Annotated in this window: 19 protein-coding genes; 10 read left to right on the forward strand and 9 right to left on the reverse strand. The window is 33.5% G+C overall.

Features of this window, described 5'->3' with window-relative positions:
• The first annotated feature begins 8 nt into the window (after nt 1-8).
• The 5 genes from BM289_RS06885 (at nt 9) to BM289_RS06905 (ending at nt 3243) form a co-directional block, all read left to right on the forward strand.
• A complete protein-coding gene (locus BM289_RS06885; RefSeq protein WP_091491963.1) occupies nt 9-611 on the forward strand; it encodes a PH domain-containing protein in 603 nt (200 codons plus the stop codon).
• 3 nt (nt 612-614) lie between these two features.
• Nucleotides 615-692, forward strand: a complete 78-nt coding sequence (locus tag BM289_RS25835) for an NINE protein (protein ID WP_244165342.1) — start codon at nt 615-617, stop codon at nt 690-692.
• 358 nt (nt 693-1050) lie between these two features.
• Nucleotides 1051-1461 (forward strand): hypothetical protein, encoded by a 411-nt coding sequence (locus BM289_RS06895; protein WP_091491965.1) that lies wholly within the window; start codon nt 1051-1053, stop codon nt 1459-1461.
• A gap of 9 nt (nt 1462-1470) precedes the next feature.
• The gene (locus BM289_RS06900; RefSeq protein WP_091491966.1) at nt 1471-1680 is read left to right on the forward strand and encodes a hypothetical protein; all 210 of its coding nucleotides are present in this window, start codon (nt 1471-1473) and stop codon (nt 1678-1680) included.
• 210 nt (nt 1681-1890) lie between these two features.
• Nucleotides 1891-3243, forward strand: coding sequence for a GH1 family beta-glucosidase (locus BM289_RS06905; RefSeq protein ID WP_091491968.1), 1353 nt, complete (start codon nt 1891-1893; stop codon nt 3241-3243).
• Nucleotides 3244-3324: 81 nt separating this feature from the next.
• On the opposite strand, the gene BM289_RS06910 is transcribed toward BM289_RS06905, so the two are convergent.
• The gene (locus BM289_RS06910; RefSeq protein WP_143102055.1) at nt 3325-3690 is read right to left on the reverse strand and encodes a hypothetical protein; all 366 of its coding nucleotides are present in this window, start codon (nt 3688-3690) and stop codon (nt 3325-3327) included.
• 335 nt (nt 3691-4025) lie between these two features.
• Complete coding sequence (locus BM289_RS06915) at nt 4026-4655, reverse strand: hypothetical protein (RefSeq protein WP_091491971.1); 630 nt, start codon at nt 4653-4655, stop codon at nt 4026-4028.
• Nucleotides 4656-5189: 534 nt separating this feature from the next.
• Here BM289_RS06915 and BM289_RS06920 point away from each other — a divergent pair.
• On the forward strand, nt 5190-5396 hold the full coding sequence (locus tag BM289_RS06920) for a hypothetical protein (protein WP_091491972.1): 207 nt from the start codon (nt 5190-5192) through the stop codon (nt 5394-5396).
• 52 nt (nt 5397-5448) lie between these two features.
• Entirely contained in the window at nt 5449-7182 is a 1734-nt protein-coding gene (locus BM289_RS06925) for a tetratricopeptide repeat-containing sensor histidine kinase (protein ID WP_091491974.1), read from the forward strand.
• 73 nt (nt 7183-7255) lie between these two features.
• On the opposite strand, the gene BM289_RS06930 is transcribed toward BM289_RS06925, so the two are convergent.
• On the reverse strand, nt 7256-7789 hold the full coding sequence (locus BM289_RS06930; protein ID WP_091491975.1) for a 5' nucleotidase, NT5C type: 534 nt from the start codon (nt 7787-7789) through the stop codon (nt 7256-7258).
• A gap of 88 nt (nt 7790-7877) precedes the next feature.
• Here BM289_RS06930 and BM289_RS06935 point away from each other — a divergent pair, with 88 nt between their 5' ends.
• Nucleotides 7878-8627 carry a DeoR/GlpR family DNA-binding transcription regulator gene (locus BM289_RS06935; protein WP_167365397.1) on the forward strand — a complete coding sequence of 250 codons (750 nt, stop codon included), beginning with the start codon at nt 7878-7880 and terminating at the stop codon, nt 8625-8627.
• 379 nt (nt 8628-9006) lie between these two features.
• Here the strand turns inward: BM289_RS06935 and BM289_RS06940 are convergent, their stop codons facing one another.
• The gene (locus tag BM289_RS06940; RefSeq protein WP_091491978.1) at nt 9007-9243 is read right to left on the reverse strand and encodes a helix-turn-helix domain-containing protein; all 237 of its coding nucleotides are present in this window, start codon (nt 9241-9243) and stop codon (nt 9007-9009) included.
• Nucleotides 9244-9354: 111 nt separating this feature from the next.
• Between BM289_RS06940 and BM289_RS06945 the strand changes: the two genes are divergently transcribed.
• Nucleotides 9355-9684 (forward strand): hypothetical protein, encoded by a 330-nt coding sequence (locus BM289_RS06945; RefSeq protein WP_091491980.1) that lies wholly within the window; start codon nt 9355-9357, stop codon nt 9682-9684.
• Nucleotides 9685-9881: 197 nt separating this feature from the next.
• Here BM289_RS06945 and BM289_RS06950 read toward each other — a convergent pair whose 3' ends face one another.
• The 5 genes from BM289_RS06950 to BM289_RS06970 form a co-directional block, all read right to left on the reverse strand.
• Nucleotides 9882-11333, reverse strand: a complete 1452-nt coding sequence (locus BM289_RS06950) for a TolC family protein (protein WP_091491981.1) — start codon at nt 11331-11333, stop codon at nt 9882-9884.
• Entirely contained in the window at nt 11326-14493 is a 3168-nt protein-coding gene (locus BM289_RS06955) for an efflux RND transporter permease subunit (RefSeq protein WP_091491982.1), read from the reverse strand. The genes BM289_RS06950 and BM289_RS06955 overlap by 8 nt, the downstream gene beginning before the upstream one ends.
• A gap of 83 nt (nt 14494-14576) precedes the next feature.
• Nucleotides 14577-15659 carry an efflux RND transporter periplasmic adaptor subunit gene (locus BM289_RS06960; protein ID WP_091491985.1) on the reverse strand — a complete coding sequence of 361 codons (1083 nt, stop codon included), beginning with the start codon at nt 15657-15659 and terminating at the stop codon, nt 14577-14579.
• A 180-nt stretch (nt 15660-15839) separates the two neighbouring features.
• The gene (locus BM289_RS06965) at nt 15840-16223 is read right to left on the reverse strand and encodes a hypothetical protein (protein WP_091492320.1); all 384 of its coding nucleotides are present in this window, start codon (nt 16221-16223) and stop codon (nt 15840-15842) included.
• A gap of 155 nt (nt 16224-16378) precedes the next feature.
• Nucleotides 16379-16783, reverse strand: coding sequence for a GNAT family N-acetyltransferase (locus tag BM289_RS06970; RefSeq protein ID WP_091491986.1), 405 nt, complete (start codon nt 16781-16783; stop codon nt 16379-16381).
• 165 nt (nt 16784-16948) lie between these two features.
• Between BM289_RS06970 and BM289_RS06975 the strand changes: the two genes are divergently transcribed.
• Nucleotides 16949-17512 carry an outer membrane beta-barrel protein gene (locus tag BM289_RS06975; RefSeq protein ID WP_091491988.1) on the forward strand — a complete coding sequence of 188 codons (564 nt, stop codon included), beginning with the start codon at nt 16949-16951 and terminating at the stop codon, nt 17510-17512.
• Nucleotides 17513-17523: the final 11 nt, after the last annotated feature.

The raw sequence follows: 17523 nt of genomic DNA on the forward strand, positions 1-17523 counted from the left end.
AAATAATTATGATAAATGAACTAAAACAGTTCTTAAATGAAGAACAAGACCCTAAAGCAGTAGAAAAACTAATGCCAAAAATTGTTGGATTACTCACATCTGGAGAACAGATTGAATACATTGCTGTACAAAAAAAACCTGCAATTAATTTATCTCCAGACTGTATCGCATTAACTAACAAAAGAATAATTTTCTGTAGACCTAAAAATTTAGGTTTATCGATGGATTTTCAAGATTATGCATGGAAAGATATTGCAGATTGTCATATGAAAGAAGGCATCATTGGCGCTACGTTTTCAATGAAAACAATACGTGGCACTATGAATATGCTTGATTATTTGCCAAAAGCCCAAGCTAGAAAACTTTATCAATTTGCACAGCAAAAAGAAGAGGAAATGATTATTTACAGACGAGAACATGACCTAGAAACCAAAAGAGCAATTGCAGGAGGTGGAATTACGGTAAACGCTGGCTTGCCAACTTCTCAAAATCAGGAACCAAAAGAAGATCCTTTAGAGACACTTCAAAAATTAAAAAAACTGCTCGAGAGTGAAATTATCTCACAAACTGAATTTGATAATAAAAAAACAGAAATTTTATCTAAAATGTAAATTATGAAAAGTAAAGCAACCGCAACAATTTTGGCTCTCTTTTTTGGAGGAATTGGAATCCATAAATTTTACTTAGGGTAATCCGTACAAGGCATCTTTTATTTATTATTCTGCTGGACATTGATTCCAAGCCTATTAGCCTTGATTCAATTCATTGGATTATTATTAATGTCTGATCATTCTTTTAATGTCAAGTACAATAATGGTTTTTAGAAAACAAGAAAGCTTTTAATTAGATTATACTTTTTAAAGCTCCTAGCAGGAGCTTTATTTTTTTTGATATTCCTGATTTAAAACATTATCTAAATATAGACGCCCTACGGGATGATAATTGATAAACAACAAAAAAATCCCGTATATGTACTCATTTTAGAGAATCTAATTCTAATTAGATTTATCAAAGTAAAATGCTATCTCCAACCAAACACCCAAAACGCCTATGCAAAAAAACTACCTCATCTTACTTTTTGTATCTATACTTTTTTCCTGCAAACATCCAGATGCTCCTCCACCATCAACAGAAATAAATTCATTTTATAAACCTGTAATTACTGCAGATGATCGTAAAACAATAACTCCGGAAGAAGCCAAAACCTATCATGTAAATACAACTTATAAGTACAAATACAGAACGGGAAATCCTGGACACTATAAATACAATTATGATGTAAAAGGAATAAATACAACTGGAGACTCGGTTTTTGGGAATATAATTGTTCAAGGAAAATATGGAGCCGGAATTTTAATTGATAGTATTGCCGAAACAGAAATAAATACCGAATGGATTGCTCACGGAAAACTAAAAGCTCTTGATAAACATGGAAATGAATACCATTTAATTGTTAAATAAAATTATATAATGAAATATACTTTACTCTTACTAATTGTTTTTTCAAGCTCTTTCAAACCACCTGAAACTAATGTTTATATCTGTGGTTCGACTGGTGCAAAAAAATATCATTATAATGAAAATTGTCGCGGACTTCGTTCTTGTCGTAGCGAAACGGTAAAAACATCGCTCAAACAAGCTAAAGGTTTGGGTTTATCACTTTGCGGATGGGAAGATTAATTCTTCTCATTTTTTACATTTAATTATTTGATAATAATCACTTTACAATAAATTCACATTGGTTTTATTAATTTGATATAAAACTAATCGTTATGAAATTCTTTAATCTAAATTTTCTGGTATCATTCAAAGAATGGCTTTTTTTAAGAGCTATGCAATCTTCTTTCCTACACTAATAGAAACGTTTAAAAACAAGGAAAGTCTTATTGAATGAATAAAATTGAAAACTCATTTTTGAACAAAAACCAATTTGGGGAAGATTTCTTGTGGGGTGTTTCAACCGCCGCTTTCCAAATTGAGGGAGCGCATGATTCTGACGGAAAAGGTTCTTCTATCTGGGATGTTTTTACTTCTCAAAAAGGAAAAATAAAAAACGGTGATCATGCCTTAACTGCTTGCGATTTCTACAACTCTTATCAAGATGATATCGATTTGATTCGGGAATTAAATATTCCAAATTTCAGATTCTCTATCAGCTGGCCTAGAATTATGCCAACTGGAATCCATCCTATAAATCAGGCCGGAATCGATTACTACAATAAAATCATAGATTCTCTTCTTGCTTCGGAAATCGAACCTTGGATAACGCTTTATCATTGGGACTTACCGCATGAACTAGAATTAAAAGGAGGCTGGACGAACCGGGAATCGGTTTCTTGGTTTTCAGAATATGTAGAAGTTTGTGTACAGTATTTTGGCGACCGTGTCAAAAACTGGATGGTAATCAACGAACCTTCTGTATTTACTGGTGCGGGTTATTTTTTAGGCATTCATGCACCTGGGAAAAAAGGAATTACCAATTACTTAAAAGCCATGCACCACGTAACTTTAGCAACAGCTGCAGGTGCAAAAATTATCCGAAACAGAATTCCTAGTGCGAATATCGGAACCACGTTTTCTTGCACGCATATCGAACCTGCAACAGAAAGCGCAAAAGATGTTGAAGCCGCAAAACGAGTAGACACTTTATTGAACAGAACTTTTATAGAACCTATTTTAGGATTGGGCTATCCGCAGAAAGATCTTCCTGTTCTTAAAAAACTCAACAACTATATTTTAGGAGACGATTTAGACAATCTTGCATTCGATTTTGATTTTATTGGTCTTCAATGTTACACGCGTGAGGTGGTAAAATCGGCAATGTTGATTCCGTATATTGGTGCCGAATTGGTAAGCGCCGAAAAACGGAATGTAATTGCTACAGAAATGGGCTGGGAAGTCTATCCGCCAGCATTATATCATGTGCTTAAAAAATTCAATGAATATAAAGGAATCCGAAAAATTATAATCACTGAAAACGGCGCTGCTTTTCCAGATACGGTAACCAACGGAAAAGTATTCGACATCAAACGAACTCATTATATTCAAGATCATCTAGAACAGATTTTAAAAGCCAGAAATGAAGGCTTAAATGTGGAGGGTTACTTTGTCTGGAGTCTAACCGATAACTTCGAGTGGGCAGAAGGTTATAATGCCCGTTTCGGATTAATTCATGTGGATTTTGAAACGCAAAAACGAACTATTAAAAATTCAGGATTGTGGTTTAAAGACTTTTTATCTTAAGACTAATTCCTAACATTATAAAAGGCTTTCACATTTTACTTGTGAAAGCCTTTTTTTTGAATCAAACAGCATCAAATGGATTTAACGCAGTCTGTATTTATAATTTTGCTTTAAAATCCCAATATGAACTTTGCCATTATTTTTTAAATGAGCAGTTACAAGAACATATTTTTCTTCTGGATACTTAATATCATAGCTAAATGCAGTGTCTTTTACTTTTATTTGAAGCGTGTGTTTTCCATCATCTGATACAGACAATGCTGTTGTTTCATAAGTAGGCATTGCTTCTGTTGCTTTTAAATTGATATCCTTTACTTTTTTGTTGTCCAAAAGTATTTCGAGTTTTAAGTTGTCTAATTTCATGTCGGTTGGCTGTTCAAAAGACACCACATATTTTTTACATCCGAAAATGCAAAAAACAATCAATAGAGATAAAAGCTTTCTCATAAAAAATGGTTTTTTATTTTTATAAATATAAATAATTTTATTTCATGAATGCAATCTAAATACCTGCTAAATTTTCTTCAAAGTCCGATTCGAAACACCATCAAATTCCAAGAAAAAAAATCAGTATTTTCAGTAAAAAAAATCGATTAATTTATTGATTTTATTAGGTTTAACGGTATTTTTTTCTTATCTTTATAGTGTAAATAACAGTAAATATATGCCGAAAACTACACTTTTTAAAAGCCAAAATTACACCTCAAAAAATGATTCTTTTTACGACTTCAAGTATTTCATTTTTTCAAATGCTTCTTCATTTCATTCCGAAATTATTCAACCTAATCTTTTTTCTGCACAAAGTATAAACAAGCAGAAGAAACTAGAGCAACTGCTCCAATCGCAATCGTAATTATTTTACGAGGATATATTTTCTGAACCATTCTTTTAGAAAATAAGTCTTTAAAATTAAATGAAAGATTTTCTTTTTTGGAAAATTCTTTTGACTCTTCATGTTCAGTATTCACCAAAACTCTTTTTTCTATGTCATTATTTTCTATTTCAAAATTTAAATTTTCATTGACACTTTCAATTTGTTTTGCTAAATCAATTCTGCACTTTTCATTAAATTTTTTAAAAGGCCGAGGTTGAAAATCGACTATAACTGCCGCAAGATTTATAGCATCAATATTCGAAGGATCTGTTTCACCTTTAAAGAAAGTTTCAATTGGTCTAAATTTATCTTTTTGCTCCTTAAACTTATTCTTTTTAGAGTGATCAAAATCTAAACAAAACAGATTTTTAAAAACATTTAAATCGTCTTGAGTTGGCTTGTTTTCATAAATAAGCCAGCATAAATCGCGGAGTTTTCCGCGGGAAGGGCTGTGCAAATAATCAAAGTATTCTCCTTCTCTTTCGAGTTCGTATTTAATTTTAATTGCCTTTTTATATTCTTCTAATGTGTTATTCATCTTCGCTTTTTTAGGAACCACTTTAAACTGTCTATTTTTCTTTTAACAAAACACTTTTATATGCCATCAAACACTTTCAAGTTTTATTCCAATTTCTGTTTTATTTCTACATTTTTTTTAAACTCTTCAGCCAACTTTTTGAAGGCTTTTTGCATCTATACTATTATAAAGATTCGTCTAAAATTAAATAGTATTTAATAAAAAACAGGCATTGCATTTTTACATTATTGGGAATTTGCGGGAATCTCTGGGAAACGCGGGAATTCTGGGAATTCCTTATCTACAGTGGTCTAAAAGTGCCTTTCCTTTGCATCAGAAATTAGTTCAAGTTTTGTCTGCAGACTAAAACAAATATATAAAACTAGTTCTAATTCACATTGTGGAAAACCGTAAGACCAGGTTTATTCGGGAAGTATAAATTACGTCTTACAGTTCTACACAGTTACTTCCCCAAAAACAATTTGGTGTCGCCAAAACAAACTCTGGATCATTCCGGACAGCCACACCTATGTCTAATTTCTAAATCAAATCAAAATGAAAAAATTAATACTATTTATCGCTTTTGCGTTATTGTTCACTATATTTTCTTGTACTCCAGATGAGTACGAGACTCAAACAACAAAGAAGGTTGAAAAACCTATTGATAGGATAAAGGCTGTTCCTGATGATGGTCCTGGTGATAAAGGTACAGGTACAGGTACAGGTACAGGAACACCTCCTCCTCCACCTCCAGTTATTTAAATATATATTTTTATATCTAATTAATTACTATTTTCGGGGAAAGTAAATTTATATGTTACGGTCCCCGTTTTTTTATTTTATTATAGTACTTTTTCTTTTCTCATGCGAAGAAAAAAAGACTATTAATCCTAAAACAGAATCTATACAAAAAGAGGCTTTTGCACTGCGAGATGAAGCTATTAAAAGCATTGAAGAACAAAACTTTAACACCGCTTTATATCAGTTCAATAAGTCAAAGGCTCTTTTTGAAACTCTAAAAGACAGTGCCAACATTTCATATATACTTCTTCAAATCGCAGTTATTCAGCAAACTAATGGAGACTACTATGGCAGTAAAGAAACAATGACTGAAGCATTGCAATACACTAAAAACAAACTTTATTCCGCTGACATAAATAACAGACTAGGAATTGCTGACAAAGAGCTTTCACTCTATGAAAGTGCTATTTCTTATTATAAAGAAGCATTAAGTGAATTTGAAGACCCTCTAATAAAGCATGCTCCTTTACAAAATATCGCAGCTGTATACATTCAACAAAAAAAATACGATAAAGCAATCCCCATCTTAGATTCTCTTTTAGGTTCTCTCTCAAAGAGAGGTTTAAAGGAAAGAGCTTTACCTAGTGACAAATCTATACTTCTTGATAATTTAGGTTATGCCTATTTTAAAAATGGACTAGACGAAAAAGGATTTAATTTAATGAACGAAGGATTCCAGATAAGAATTGAAACTAAAGATACTTATGGAAGCATAGAAAGTTACCTTCACCTAGCAGATTACTATTCGAAAAAAAATCTTCAAAAATCAGATGAAAACGCTCTTGCCGCTTACAATATTTCCACAAAACTAAATAGTGTAGATGAAAGATTAGAAGCTCTGCAAATTTTAATCTCAAATAATCACAGCGCAAATACTTCCAAATATACCCAAAAGTATTTTACACTAAATGACAGTATTATCAAGATTAGAAACAACTTCAAAAATAAGTTTGCTAAAATCAAATACGATTCCAAAAAAGAAAAAGACGAAAACGAAAAACTCCGTTTAGAAAAAGCTGAAAACGAATTATCGTTACAAAAAGCCAGCTATATGCGTATTGTATTTGTTATTGTTTTTGTTTTTTTAGTGGTTTTAATTGCGATTCTAATTCGTTATTATAAAAACAAAAACAAGGCTATCGAATTAAAAACGTCATACGATACCGAAACCCGAATTGCAAAAAAAATCCACGATGAATTAGCCAATGACGTATTTAATGTAATCGCTTTTGCCGAATCCCAGCCTTTAAGCGCCGAAAATTCGAAAGAGAATCTACTGCAAAAACTAGATGACATTTACGGCCGTGTGAGAGGAATTTCTAGAGAAAACAACAGTATCGATACTGGGGCAAATTTTACACGAAGCATCAAAGAAATGCTTTCTGTGTACAACACCCGCGAAAGAAACATTATCGTAACCAATTTGGAAGAAATGAACTGGGAATCGATTGACGATATGAAGAAGATTACCATCAGCCGAATTTTACAGGAACTAATGGTAAATATGAAAAAACACAGCAAAGCAAACCTTGTGGTCATAAAATTTGAAAGCGATCTAAAATCAATCCTAATTAGTTATATGGACAATGGTGTGGGCTGTGAAAAAAGCACTATTGTAAAAAATGGTCTTCAAAATATGGTAAACCGTCTTCTGGCAGTAAACGGAACTATCGATATTGACACGGAACCTGAAAAAGGATTTAGAGTCAAAATAATCATTCCGGAACAAACACAGATTAAAGTTTAAAATAAAAAGCCTTTCAGAATACTCCGAAAGGCTTTTCTCTTCAAAAAACAATAAAATTATAACCTTTTTAAGCTTATAATGTTTCGTTTAAAACGGCAACTGCCTCTTTCCAGTTATTCACTCGTAAATGATGGGTTTGGTTGATATTATGAAATGCTGTAAACATAATGGGTTTTCCAATACAATAATCCAGATTTTTACAATGATCATCAATCAGATAATCGGTTTTAATGATTCTTTTACTGCCACATAAAACAATATTTTCCCATTTAATAAAAGGAAAATGTTCGCCCAGCCAAGCTACTTTTTCAGCCAACGAAAGCGGAAATTCCGTCGCTGCCGAAACAATAAAAATCTCAAAATTCTTTTGTAATTCGCGTACACTTTCAACCGCATCGGGCATTACAGGTAATGTTCTGAAGAAATTATCTTTATTTAATATTTCAATCAACAAATCCCTTCCGTTAAAAGCTTCCTCTTCGCTTAATCCTTGAATACTTTCTTTTGTAAGAGTAGTTCCGTATGCTGCATTATAATGGTCAATTATCTGTAATTCTACATCGGCCAGTACGCCATCCATATCTATTGCAATTGTTTTCTTATTCATTGTAAAATTATTTTGCGGTAAAATTATGCAAAAATTGCAAAATATTGCAGTTTTTAACTTATTTTTGCAATATAAAACCGCAAACAAAATGAAAAAGGAAGAGCGTCAAAAGACAATTTTAGAATATTTATCTAAAGAACATCGTGTTTCATCGGCAGAATTAAGTGAATATTTGAGCGTTTCCGAAGATACTATCCGACGTGATTTAAAAGAACTTTCAGATCAAGGACTTCTAAAAGCCGTTCGCGGTGGTGCGGTCGCTCCTTCTCCTATTCCCCTACATTACAGAAAAAGAGAAAAACACGATATCGAAAACAAAAAGATTATAGCCCAAAAAGCAATTTCGTATTTAAAAGACGGACAAGTTGTTTTTATTGACGGAGGAACAACTTCTCTGGCTTTAGTGGCAAGTTTTCCCTACGATTTAAAATTAACTGTTATTACCAATAGTTTTCCAGTCGCTTCTTTAGTCGAAGATTTACCGAATATCGATTTAATTTTTGCAGGCGGTAAAATGTGTAAAACCTCTTTCACCACTTCTAGTATCGAAACTATGGATTTCTTCAGAAATTTCAGAGCTGATGTCTGTATTCTGGGAATCTGCAGTATTCATCACGAAAGAGGCATTACAGGAATTTTATACGATGATTCGATGCTGAAAAAGAATATGGTTCAGAATTCTAACTTTGTTATTGCATTAAGTTCCATCGAAAAAGTAGAAACAGCCGAATCTTATTTTGTATGCCCTATAAAAGATATTAATGTTTTGGTGACGAATGTTGCGCCTGAAGAAGAGATTTTAAAAGCGTATCAAAATACAGGATTGACGATATTATAATTTAAGTGATAATAAGGAGCTATTCCAGCCATCCGCTATATCTTTTCCTGCCTAAAGAAGGCAGAAAAAGGATACCGCTTCTGTCTGGGCTAGGGCACTCGGTTTCACAAGGACGTCCATGTTTTTTATTTTCAAAACACAAAAAAGCCTTTCAGAATTTTACTCCTGAAAGGCTTTCTTTCTCTACAAATTAATTGGCAAAATTATTTCCATCCGCCAACTAAGTCTCTATAAACATGGACAGCAGGTTTATTTGGAATACTGATTTGATTTTTTTTTCGATGCTGCGCAATCCCGAAAGCTCTCGGGACTGACTTTGCGCGATTTCAGTTAGTAAAATTTGAAATTAAAACTTAAGTTTTTAATTAGTATTAATTTTTTACAAATCCTTAATTAACTCACTAGGATGAATTTTTAAAGCTTGCGCGATTTTAAACATAGTACTTATTTTCATTTCCTGCGAGCCTTTTATATATTTCCTTAAATTTTCTACATCCATTTCAGCATCATGAGCAACTTCTCTTGTCTTTAATTCATTGCTGTTAATCACTTCTTTTATCTTTACTCCAAGTTCTTTTACTACTTGAGGAATTTCACTTTTTCTTTCTCTTTTCATAGAAATGAAATTACAAGTAATGGATTGTTTTAATACGATTGTTAAAAATCGATTGTTTTCAACCGATATTTTATATATTTGTTTTTAATTGTAAATTAAATCTTATATAAAATGGAAGTGCAAAATGAAGAAAAAGGGGAAGCATTACTAGAGTTAATGACAAAATCAAACTATTTTACCAAACTAAAACCAGAGCATAAAAAAGACGATTCGTTTACTGTACCGCTAAAAGTATCTTCGTATAACGAATTAAACATGATGGTTTCAGATTTACTCAAAGCAAGTATTATTCTGCTTAATCCAGAAACGAAAAGTTTTTCCAGTTTTACAAAAGACCAAAATATCAACGTAATGACTTTTCTCGAAATCGCCCTGCAGCTATTACCAGAAGAAGAAATGGAATTGCTGGATGATTTACATAAGGTTTATTTGGAATGCTGATTTGATTTTTTTCGATGCTGCACAATCCCGAAAGCTTTAGGGATTGCGCAGCCTTTCAGTTGAGTACTTCGTGAAACGGGGCTAGGGCACTCGGTTTCATAAGAACCTTTTTAAAAATCATTATTTCAAAACACAAAAAAGCCTTTCAGAATTTTACTCCTGAAAGGCTTTCTTTCTCTACAAATTAATTGGCAAAATTATTTCCATCCGCCACCCAAGTCTCTGTAAACATGAACCGCAGCATTAAGTTGTTCTTTTTTAGTATCGATTAGTTCTAATTTTGCTTCCAAAGCATCTCTCTGCGTCATTAAAACCTCAAAATAATCGACTCTAGCCGATTTAAACAAATCGTTTGAAACATCAATAGAAGTATTTAAAGCGTCAACTTGTTTAGATTTCAAATCGTAACCTTTTTGAAGATTCTCAATCTTAGACAATTGATTGGACACTTCTAAATAGGCATTTAAAACTGTACGATCATAATTGTACAAGGCTTGAAGTTGTCTTGCATTTGCACTTGCAAACTCCGCTTTGATTGCATTTCTATTAATCAAAGGAGCTACAAGATCTCCTGCCAATGAATATAAAAGCGATTCTGGCATGGTGAACAAATAGGAAGGTTTAAATGCATTTACTCCAATCGCAGCAGTAATATCCAAAGAAGGATAAAACTCAGCACGAGCTACTTTTACGTCTAATTTTGAAGCTACTAATTCCAATTCAGCTTGTTTAACATCTGGACGGTTCTGCAACAATTGAGACGGAATTCCCGAAGTTACAACCGCTGGCAACAAGCTTAAGAAATTAGTATTGCTGGTTCTTTTAATTTCCTGAGGATATCTACCTAATAAAAAGTTGATCTTGTTTTCAGTTTCTTTGATCTGCTGTAAAATATCAAACTCCATACTTTGCGAAGTTAAAACCTCTGCTTCAAATTTCTTAACTCCCAATTCAGTTGCTCTTGCCGCTTGCTTTTGAACTTTTACAATTTCCAAAGCATTAGTCTGCAATTTGATAGTTTGTTTTACAATATCCAATTGGTTGTCCAAAGCCATTAATTCATAATAAGAATCAGCTACTTCAGCGATGAGGTTGGTAATCACAAAGTTTTTACCTTCTACCGTTGCTAAATATCTGTTTAAAGCCGCTTTTTTAGAATTACGCAGTTTTTTCCAGATATCGACTTCCCAATTCGCATAAGCTGCAATGGTAAAATCTCCAAGCGGATCAGGCATTTCTTTGCCTGGCTTAATTTCTGTAGTAGCATCACCCGCACCTTGGCTGGTATATCTACCTACTTTTTCAACTCCAGCTCCAGCACGTAATCCTGCTGTTGGCAGTAAAAGTCCTTTTTTTACACGAATATCATTTTTTGCTATTTCGATTTCCTGCAAAGTAATATTGAGTTCCTGATTATTTTTAAGCGCAATATCAATTAAATCTACTAGATTTTGATCTTTAAAATAATCTTTCCAAGCTAAAGCAGCTGTATTGTTATTTGCATCCTGTGTTTGGACTGTTTGGCCAAACGAATCAGGCACTGGTGCACTTGTCGTTACTGCTGCCTCAGGTGCAGGGGTTTTACACCCTGCAACTGCTAGACATACAGCTAATGCAATACTATATTGATATGATTTAACTTTATACATGATTGTTATCAATTTCTTCTGTTAATGGATTTTCTTCTTCATGTTTTACCAATTTATATTTCTCGGCAACCTTGGCAAAAATGAAATACAATCCTGGAATCACAAAGACTCCGCAAATAGTTCCGATAAGCATACCTCCGGCCGCAGCAGTACCAATAGTTCTGTTTCCAATTTTACCTGGACCTGTTGCAAAAGCAAGCGGTAATAAACCAGCAATAAATGCAAACGAAGTCATCAAAATTGGACGAAACCTTGCTTTTGCTCCTTCCATTGCAGACTGCAATACAGATAATCCTGTAGCGTGTCTCTGAATTGCAAACTCCACAATCAGTACGGCGTTTTTACCCAATAAACCAATCAACATTACCATGGCTACCTGAGCATAAATATTGTTCTCTAATCCTGTTAATTTCAATAAAAGGAAAGCTCCAAAAATACCCGCAGGCAACGAAAGTATTACTGATAATGGCAGAATAAAACTTTCGTATTGTGCCGCTAATACCAAGTAAACGAATCCTAAACAGATCAAGAATACCCAAATAGCCTGATTCCCTTGTGCCACCTCATCGGCAGAAATACCTGCCCAGTCAATGTCATATCCTCTTGGTAATTTTTTAGCCGCAACTTCCTGAATTACTTTAATTGCAGTTCCAGAACTATAACCCGGAGCAGGAGAACCACTAATTTGTGTTGAGGTATACATATTATGACGAGTGATTTCTGAAAGTCCATATACTTTTTCTAATTTCATGAAAGCAGAATACGGTACCATTTCATCACGATCGTTTTTCACATACAATTTCAAGATATCATCTGGCTGTGCACGATATTCTGGCGAAGCCTGAACAATAACTTTGTAGTTGATACCAAACTTAATGAAACTGATTTCGTAGTTACTTCCCACAAGAGTAGATAAAGTATTCATCGCATTTTCGATAGAAACTCCTTTCTGTTGCGCCAAATCATTATCAACCTTCATCATGTATTGAGGGAAACTAGAGCTATAGAAACTAAATACGTTTGATAATTCTGGCTGTTTATTCAATTCAGCAACAAAGTCGTTGTTTACCTGTTCCATTCTCTTATAATCTACAGAACCCGTTTTATCTAATAAACGAAGCTCAAATCCTCCTGCAGCTCCATATCCTGGTACAGCAGGCGGTTGGAAGAATTCGATATTAGCACCTGTAATATCTTTACATTTTTCCTCCATTTCGTGCATAATCTCCAAAACAGATTCTTTACGGTCGCTCCAGTCTTTAAGGTTCACCAAACACGTTCCAGAGTTAGCTCCTGTACCTTCAGAAAGAATCTCATAGCCCGCTAATGAAGAAACCGATTTTACTCCGTCAATATCCTCAGCGATTTTTTGAACTCTTTCTGCAATATTATTTGTTCTTTCTAATGATGAACCTGGAGGTGTCTGAATTACGGCATAAAACATTCCCTGATCCTCATTTGGAATAAATCCTGAAGGAACAGAACTGCTTATGATCCATGTTCCAATACAGAAAACTACAAGCACTACAATAGTAACCACTCTCCTATCAACAATTTTACCTAATAGATTTTGGTATTTACCTTGTGCTAAATTGAATTTTTCGTTGAAAGCATCAATAAATCTATTTGCAGGAGTTTTCTTTTTAGGCGTTCCGTGATTGTTTTTTAACATCATTGCACAAAGTGCTGGTGTCAATGTCAAAGCCACAATACCAGAAAGGATAATCGCAGTTGCCATGGTTACAGAAAACTGTCTGTAGAATACTCCAACCGGTCCAGACATAAACGCTACCGGAATAAATACTGCCGCCATAAGAAAGGTAATGGCAATAATTGCCCCCGCGATTTCATGCATTGCTTTCTTAGTTGCTTTAAATGGCGACAGATGTTCTTCTTCCATCTTGGCATGAACGGCCTCAATAACTACAATCGCATCATCGACCACGACCCCAATTGCTAATACTAAAGCGAATAATGTGATTAAGTTCAATGAAATATCAAAGAATGTCATAAACACAAAAGTTCCAACCAATGATACTGGTACCGCAATTGCAGGAATAACCGTAGAACGCCAGTCTCCCAAGAAAAGGAAAACTACTAAACCTACCAGAATAAAAGCTTCAACCAAAGTGTGGATTACTTTTTCGATAGAAGCATCAAGGAATTTAGAAACGTCATATGAAATTTCATAATCCATACCTTTTGGAAATCTTGTTTTGATTTTTTCCAGTTTGGCCTTAACCTCTTCAATAACCTGATTCGCATTACTTCCAAAAGATTGTTTCAATACAATCGCAGCAGATGGTCTCCCATTTAAATTAGAATAGATATCATACATCGAGCTTCCAAACTCAACATTTGCTACATCTTTCAATCTTAAAAGCTCTCCATTTGGATTTGCTTTTACTACAATATTCTCATACTGCTCTTTTGTTGTAAAACGACCAGAATATTTCAATACATATTCGAATGCCTGTGAACGTTTACCAGAACTTTCTCCTGTTTTACCTGGAGAAGCCTCCAAACTCTGACTAGACAATGCTTCCATTATCTCATCAGCAGAAATTTTATAAGCTAACATACGATCTGGTTTTAACCAAATACGCATGGCATATTCACGTGTTCCTAAAATATCTCCAGAACCAATACCATTTACCCTTTTCAATTCAGAAAGTACGTTGATATCAGCATAGTTATACAAGAACTTCATGTCTGTATTTTTGTCTGTACTGTAAAGGTTCACGTACATCAACATACTTGGTACTTCTCGCGTAATTTTAATACCCTCGCGAATTACTAAAGGAGGTAATTTATTGGTAACCGAAGCCACACGATTCTGAACGTTAATAGCAGCTTGGTTAGGATCTGTTCCTAGGTTGAAAACTACTTTAATTGTAGCTTCACCATCATTTCCAGCATCAGAAGCCATATATTTCATCCCTGGAACCCCGTTTAGAGCCCTTTCCAGCGGAATAACAACCGCCTTAATCATCAGCTCACCATTAGATCCTGGATAATCTGCGGTAACATTCACCATTGGAGGTGAAATGGTAGGGAATTGTGTAATTGGTAAATTCAATACAGACAAAACCCCTAAAAAGACAATTATCAGCGATATTACTATCGACAATACAGGTCTTTGAATAAATTTATTAAACATTTTATATCTTTTAAATGATTAAACTAAAAGGAAATCAATAAGTTGAAGAAGCAGTTTTAACTGAAAACTGCGACTGAATACTTTTATTCCGCTTTTAAGCGCAGGTTATTAATTACCTTTTTAGGAGATTCAAATTCGTATTTAATTTTATCATTTTCTTTTACTTTCTGAACGCCTTCAAGTAAGATTTTGTCGTTTTCGTTCAGTCCGCTTTTGATCACGTATAGATCAGGAATTTCTCCTGTAATCGTGATTTCTCTTGAACTTACTTTGTCATCTTTACCTACAATGAAAACGTATTTCTTGTCCTGAATTTCGTAAGTAGCTTTTTGTGGGATTACAATAGCATTTTTCAACGGAACATTCATTTGAACTTGTCCTGTTTCACCGTTTCTAAGCAATTTACTTGAATTTGGGAATCTTGCTCTAAAAGCGATATTTCCAGTTTCGTTATTGAATTCACTTTCTATAACTTCAACATTTCCTTTTTCTTTGAAAATGTCTCCATTAGCCAAAACCAAATTCACTTTGTTATCTGCACGATCTTTAATGTTTGTTTCATAGCTGATATATTCAGGCTCAGAAACATTGAAATAAGCAAACATCTGACTGTTGTCTGAAAGACTTGTCAATAATTCACCTTCATCAATTAAACTTCCTAATTTCAATGGAATTCTGTCAATTGTTCCATCAAATGGCGCTCTGATTTCTGTGAATGATAAATGTAGTTTTGCCAATGCCACTTCAGCTTTTGCAGACTGTAATTTTGCTTGAGCTGAACTCAATTCGTTTTTAGAAACTATATTTTTATCAGCCAAAAGTTTTGAATTTTGCAATTCGATTTCTACTGATTTTTGTTCCGCCTGAGCTTTAAGTAATTCAGACTGATACATGTTTGGCATAATTCTAAACAACAGCTGTCCTTTTTTTACAAACTGTCCTTCATCGACATAGATGTTTTGTAAAAACCCTTTTTCCTGGGCACGGATTTCGATGTTTCGTACAGATCTAATCTGCGAAACGTATTCCTTCGTAAACGAAGTGTCAATTTTTACTGGATTAGTTACAGTGAACTTTTCCTCTTCTTCTTTTTCTTCTTTTTTTTGTGTACAACTGGTTAAGCACACTAAGGCCATAAAGCCTGTGATCAAGATGATTCTTTTCATGATGTTTAAATGGAAATTAAGCGATTGAATGCTTGGAATACAAAGATTCCTTAAAGATGGAATGTAACATCAGTAAGCTTTAGTCTGATCTTAATTGTAATATAAGCGGCAATAAGAAAAAAATATACAGCGGCAAGATATGCAGGATCGCAACTTAGGCAACCAATGTATATTTTAAAATCAAATTCTTAATACTCGTTGAGTAATGTATAAAGGATTTGAATGCCCAAAGGAAGGCGTAGAAAATTTAAAACGATTGGAATCATTTGCAGCAGATTGATCTGATAATGTCAGATACAATTCATCTATTAAGCTGTAAGATGCTGCGAAAAATTTATTCGTAAGTCCATCAACATCATCTTTTCCTAGAAGGTCTTCTTCGATATCAATATCAGTAGCGTCTTCGATAGTCGAAGATCCACGTTCATGATTCGTGAATTTTACTCGATGTTTCTTTTCAAAATTATGGTGTTGCGATAAGCCAAAAGTATTTGCATTAAGATATTGACCTCCGCCGAACAGAAGCATATTCATGAATACTAAAAAGACTATTAACTTTCTCATTTGGGTGCGAAAGTAATAAAAGATTGGAATAAAAAAAATAAAATAAGAAATCCTTAACATGTAATTGCAAACGAAAACGTTTTCAGTTTAAAAGAAATTCAAATTTAGAACTTTTAAAGAATCAAAAACCACATAAACAACTATATTACAACAACTTAAAACAAAACTTCCATGATTGTAAATTCTTGTCCAGCTTTGTTAAAAACTTCTCCAGTATCATACATGCCAAATTTTTCGTAGAATTGTTTTTTTTCTTTTCTGGCATTACACCATATTTTTTTAATTCCTTTTTTTTGTGCAGTCTTAAAAATATATTTCAAGAGTAAAGAGGCAATCCCTTTTCCCTGATAAGAATTTAAAGTTGCTAATTTTCTAAACTGCATCACATCTCCTTCTATAAAACAAGAAACAATTGAAACTAATTGATTGTCATCAAAAACGCCATAATGCAGTCCAAAATTATCTTCATCAAGCTGTACAAATTCAAACGGCTGATCGGGCCACATCACTTCATGTCTGATTTTCCATGTATCGGAAGCATCAATATTTTTAATTTCCATTTTAATTTATTTCAAGTCAATCAAAAATAACACTTTTGTCACGAAACAAGAAACTTCAATTGTTTTTGAAAACTACTTTATTTATAAAAAAATAAATCAGACAAATCATTCAATTTAAGTCAATTATGATTATTTTTATGAAGCCAAAATCAAATAAAATCCGTTATGAAAAAATTCTTTTTAGCAGTATTTTTATGTATTTGCGCAAATGGATTCGCGCAATTGATACAAGTTGGACCTCAAATTTCTACGAATATCACTTCTATAAATACCAGTAATTTTAGTTCTGATCATACTAATACGGGAATTGGTTTTGCTGCATTTGCCAGAATAAATCTTTTGCTTTTTTATGGTCAAGCCGAATTTGGTTATGCAAAATCCAATTTCAGTGTTTATCAAAATGGTGTGGGTGAAACCGAATTTAAACTAGGAGGAACTGATGCTTCGCTGATTTTTGGATATAAACTTATTCCACTAGGAAAACTAGGAAACGTACGAATTTTTGCGGGATACAATTGGAAAAATTATTCCAGCATTAGTACCAGCAATAATTTAAATTCTATTGCAATAGACAAAAACAACCACAGTATAATAGGCGGCGCTGGAGTTGATCTTTGGAAATTAACTTTTGATATAAGATATCTTGCAGGATTAAATGATATAGATTCTTCTAATGGCGAAATTAAAACTGGAGTTACAAACTTTTCTCTCGGATTTAAATTCTTGTAGAGCATCTACTA

Origin of the sequence: Flavobacterium phragmitis (genome assembly GCF_900112575.1) — a bacterium.
Taxonomy (GTDB): domain Bacteria; phylum Bacteroidota; class Bacteroidia; order Flavobacteriales; family Flavobacteriaceae; genus Flavobacterium; species Flavobacterium phragmitis.

Coding starts and splice junctions, on each gene's coding strand:
- BM289_RS06885 (WP_091491963.1), top strand. CDS start 9: ATGATAAATGAACTAAAACAGTTCTTAAATGAAGAACAAGACCCTAAA.
- BM289_RS25835 (WP_244165342.1), top strand. CDS start 615: ATGAAAAGTAAAGCAACCGCAACAATTTTGGCTCTCTTTTTTGGAGGA.
- BM289_RS06895 (WP_091491965.1), top strand. CDS start 1,051: ATGCAAAAAAACTACCTCATCTTACTTTTTGTATCTATACTTTTTTCC.
- BM289_RS06900 (WP_091491966.1), top strand. CDS start 1,471: ATGAAATATACTTTACTCTTACTAATTGTTTTTTCAAGCTCTTTCAAA.
- BM289_RS06905 (WP_091491968.1), top strand. CDS start 1,891: ATGAATAAAATTGAAAACTCATTTTTGAACAAAAACCAATTTGGGGAA.
- BM289_RS06910 (WP_143102055.1), bottom strand. CDS start 3,690: ATGAGAAAGCTTTTATCTCTATTGATTGTTTTTTGCATTTTCGGATGT.
- BM289_RS06915 (WP_091491971.1), bottom strand. CDS start 4,655: ATGAATAACACATTAGAAGAATATAAAAAGGCAATTAAAATTAAATAC.
- BM289_RS06920 (WP_091491972.1), top strand. CDS start 5,190: ATGAAAAAATTAATACTATTTATCGCTTTTGCGTTATTGTTCACTATA.
- BM289_RS06925 (WP_091491974.1), top strand. CDS start 5,449: ATGTTACGGTCCCCGTTTTTTTATTTTATTATAGTACTTTTTCTTTTC.
- BM289_RS06930 (WP_091491975.1), bottom strand. CDS start 7,789: ATGAATAAGAAAACAATTGCAATAGATATGGATGGCGTACTGGCCGAT.
- BM289_RS06935 (WP_167365397.1), top strand. CDS start 7,878: ATGAAAAAGGAAGAGCGTCAAAAGACAATTTTAGAATATTTATCTAAA.
- BM289_RS06940 (WP_091491978.1), bottom strand. CDS start 9,243: ATGAAAAGAGAAAGAAAAAGTGAAATTCCTCAAGTAGTAAAAGAACTT.
- BM289_RS06945 (WP_091491980.1), top strand. CDS start 9,355: ATGGAAGTGCAAAATGAAGAAAAAGGGGAAGCATTACTAGAGTTAATG.
- BM289_RS06950 (WP_091491981.1), bottom strand. CDS start 11,333: ATGTATAAAGTTAAATCATATCAATATAGTATTGCATTAGCTGTATGT.
- BM289_RS06955 (WP_091491982.1), bottom strand. CDS start 14,493: ATGTTTAATAAATTTATTCAAAGACCTGTATTGTCGATAGTAATATCG.
- BM289_RS06960 (WP_091491985.1), bottom strand. CDS start 15,659: ATGAAAAGAATCATCTTGATCACAGGCTTTATGGCCTTAGTGTGCTTA.
- BM289_RS06965 (WP_091492320.1), bottom strand. CDS start 16,223: ATGAGAAAGTTAATAGTCTTTTTAGTATTCATGAATATGCTTCTGTTC.
- BM289_RS06970 (WP_091491986.1), bottom strand. CDS start 16,783: ATGGAAATTAAAAATATTGATGCTTCCGATACATGGAAAATCAGACAT.
- BM289_RS06975 (WP_091491988.1), top strand. CDS start 16,949: ATGAAAAAATTCTTTTTAGCAGTATTTTTATGTATTTGCGCAAATGGA.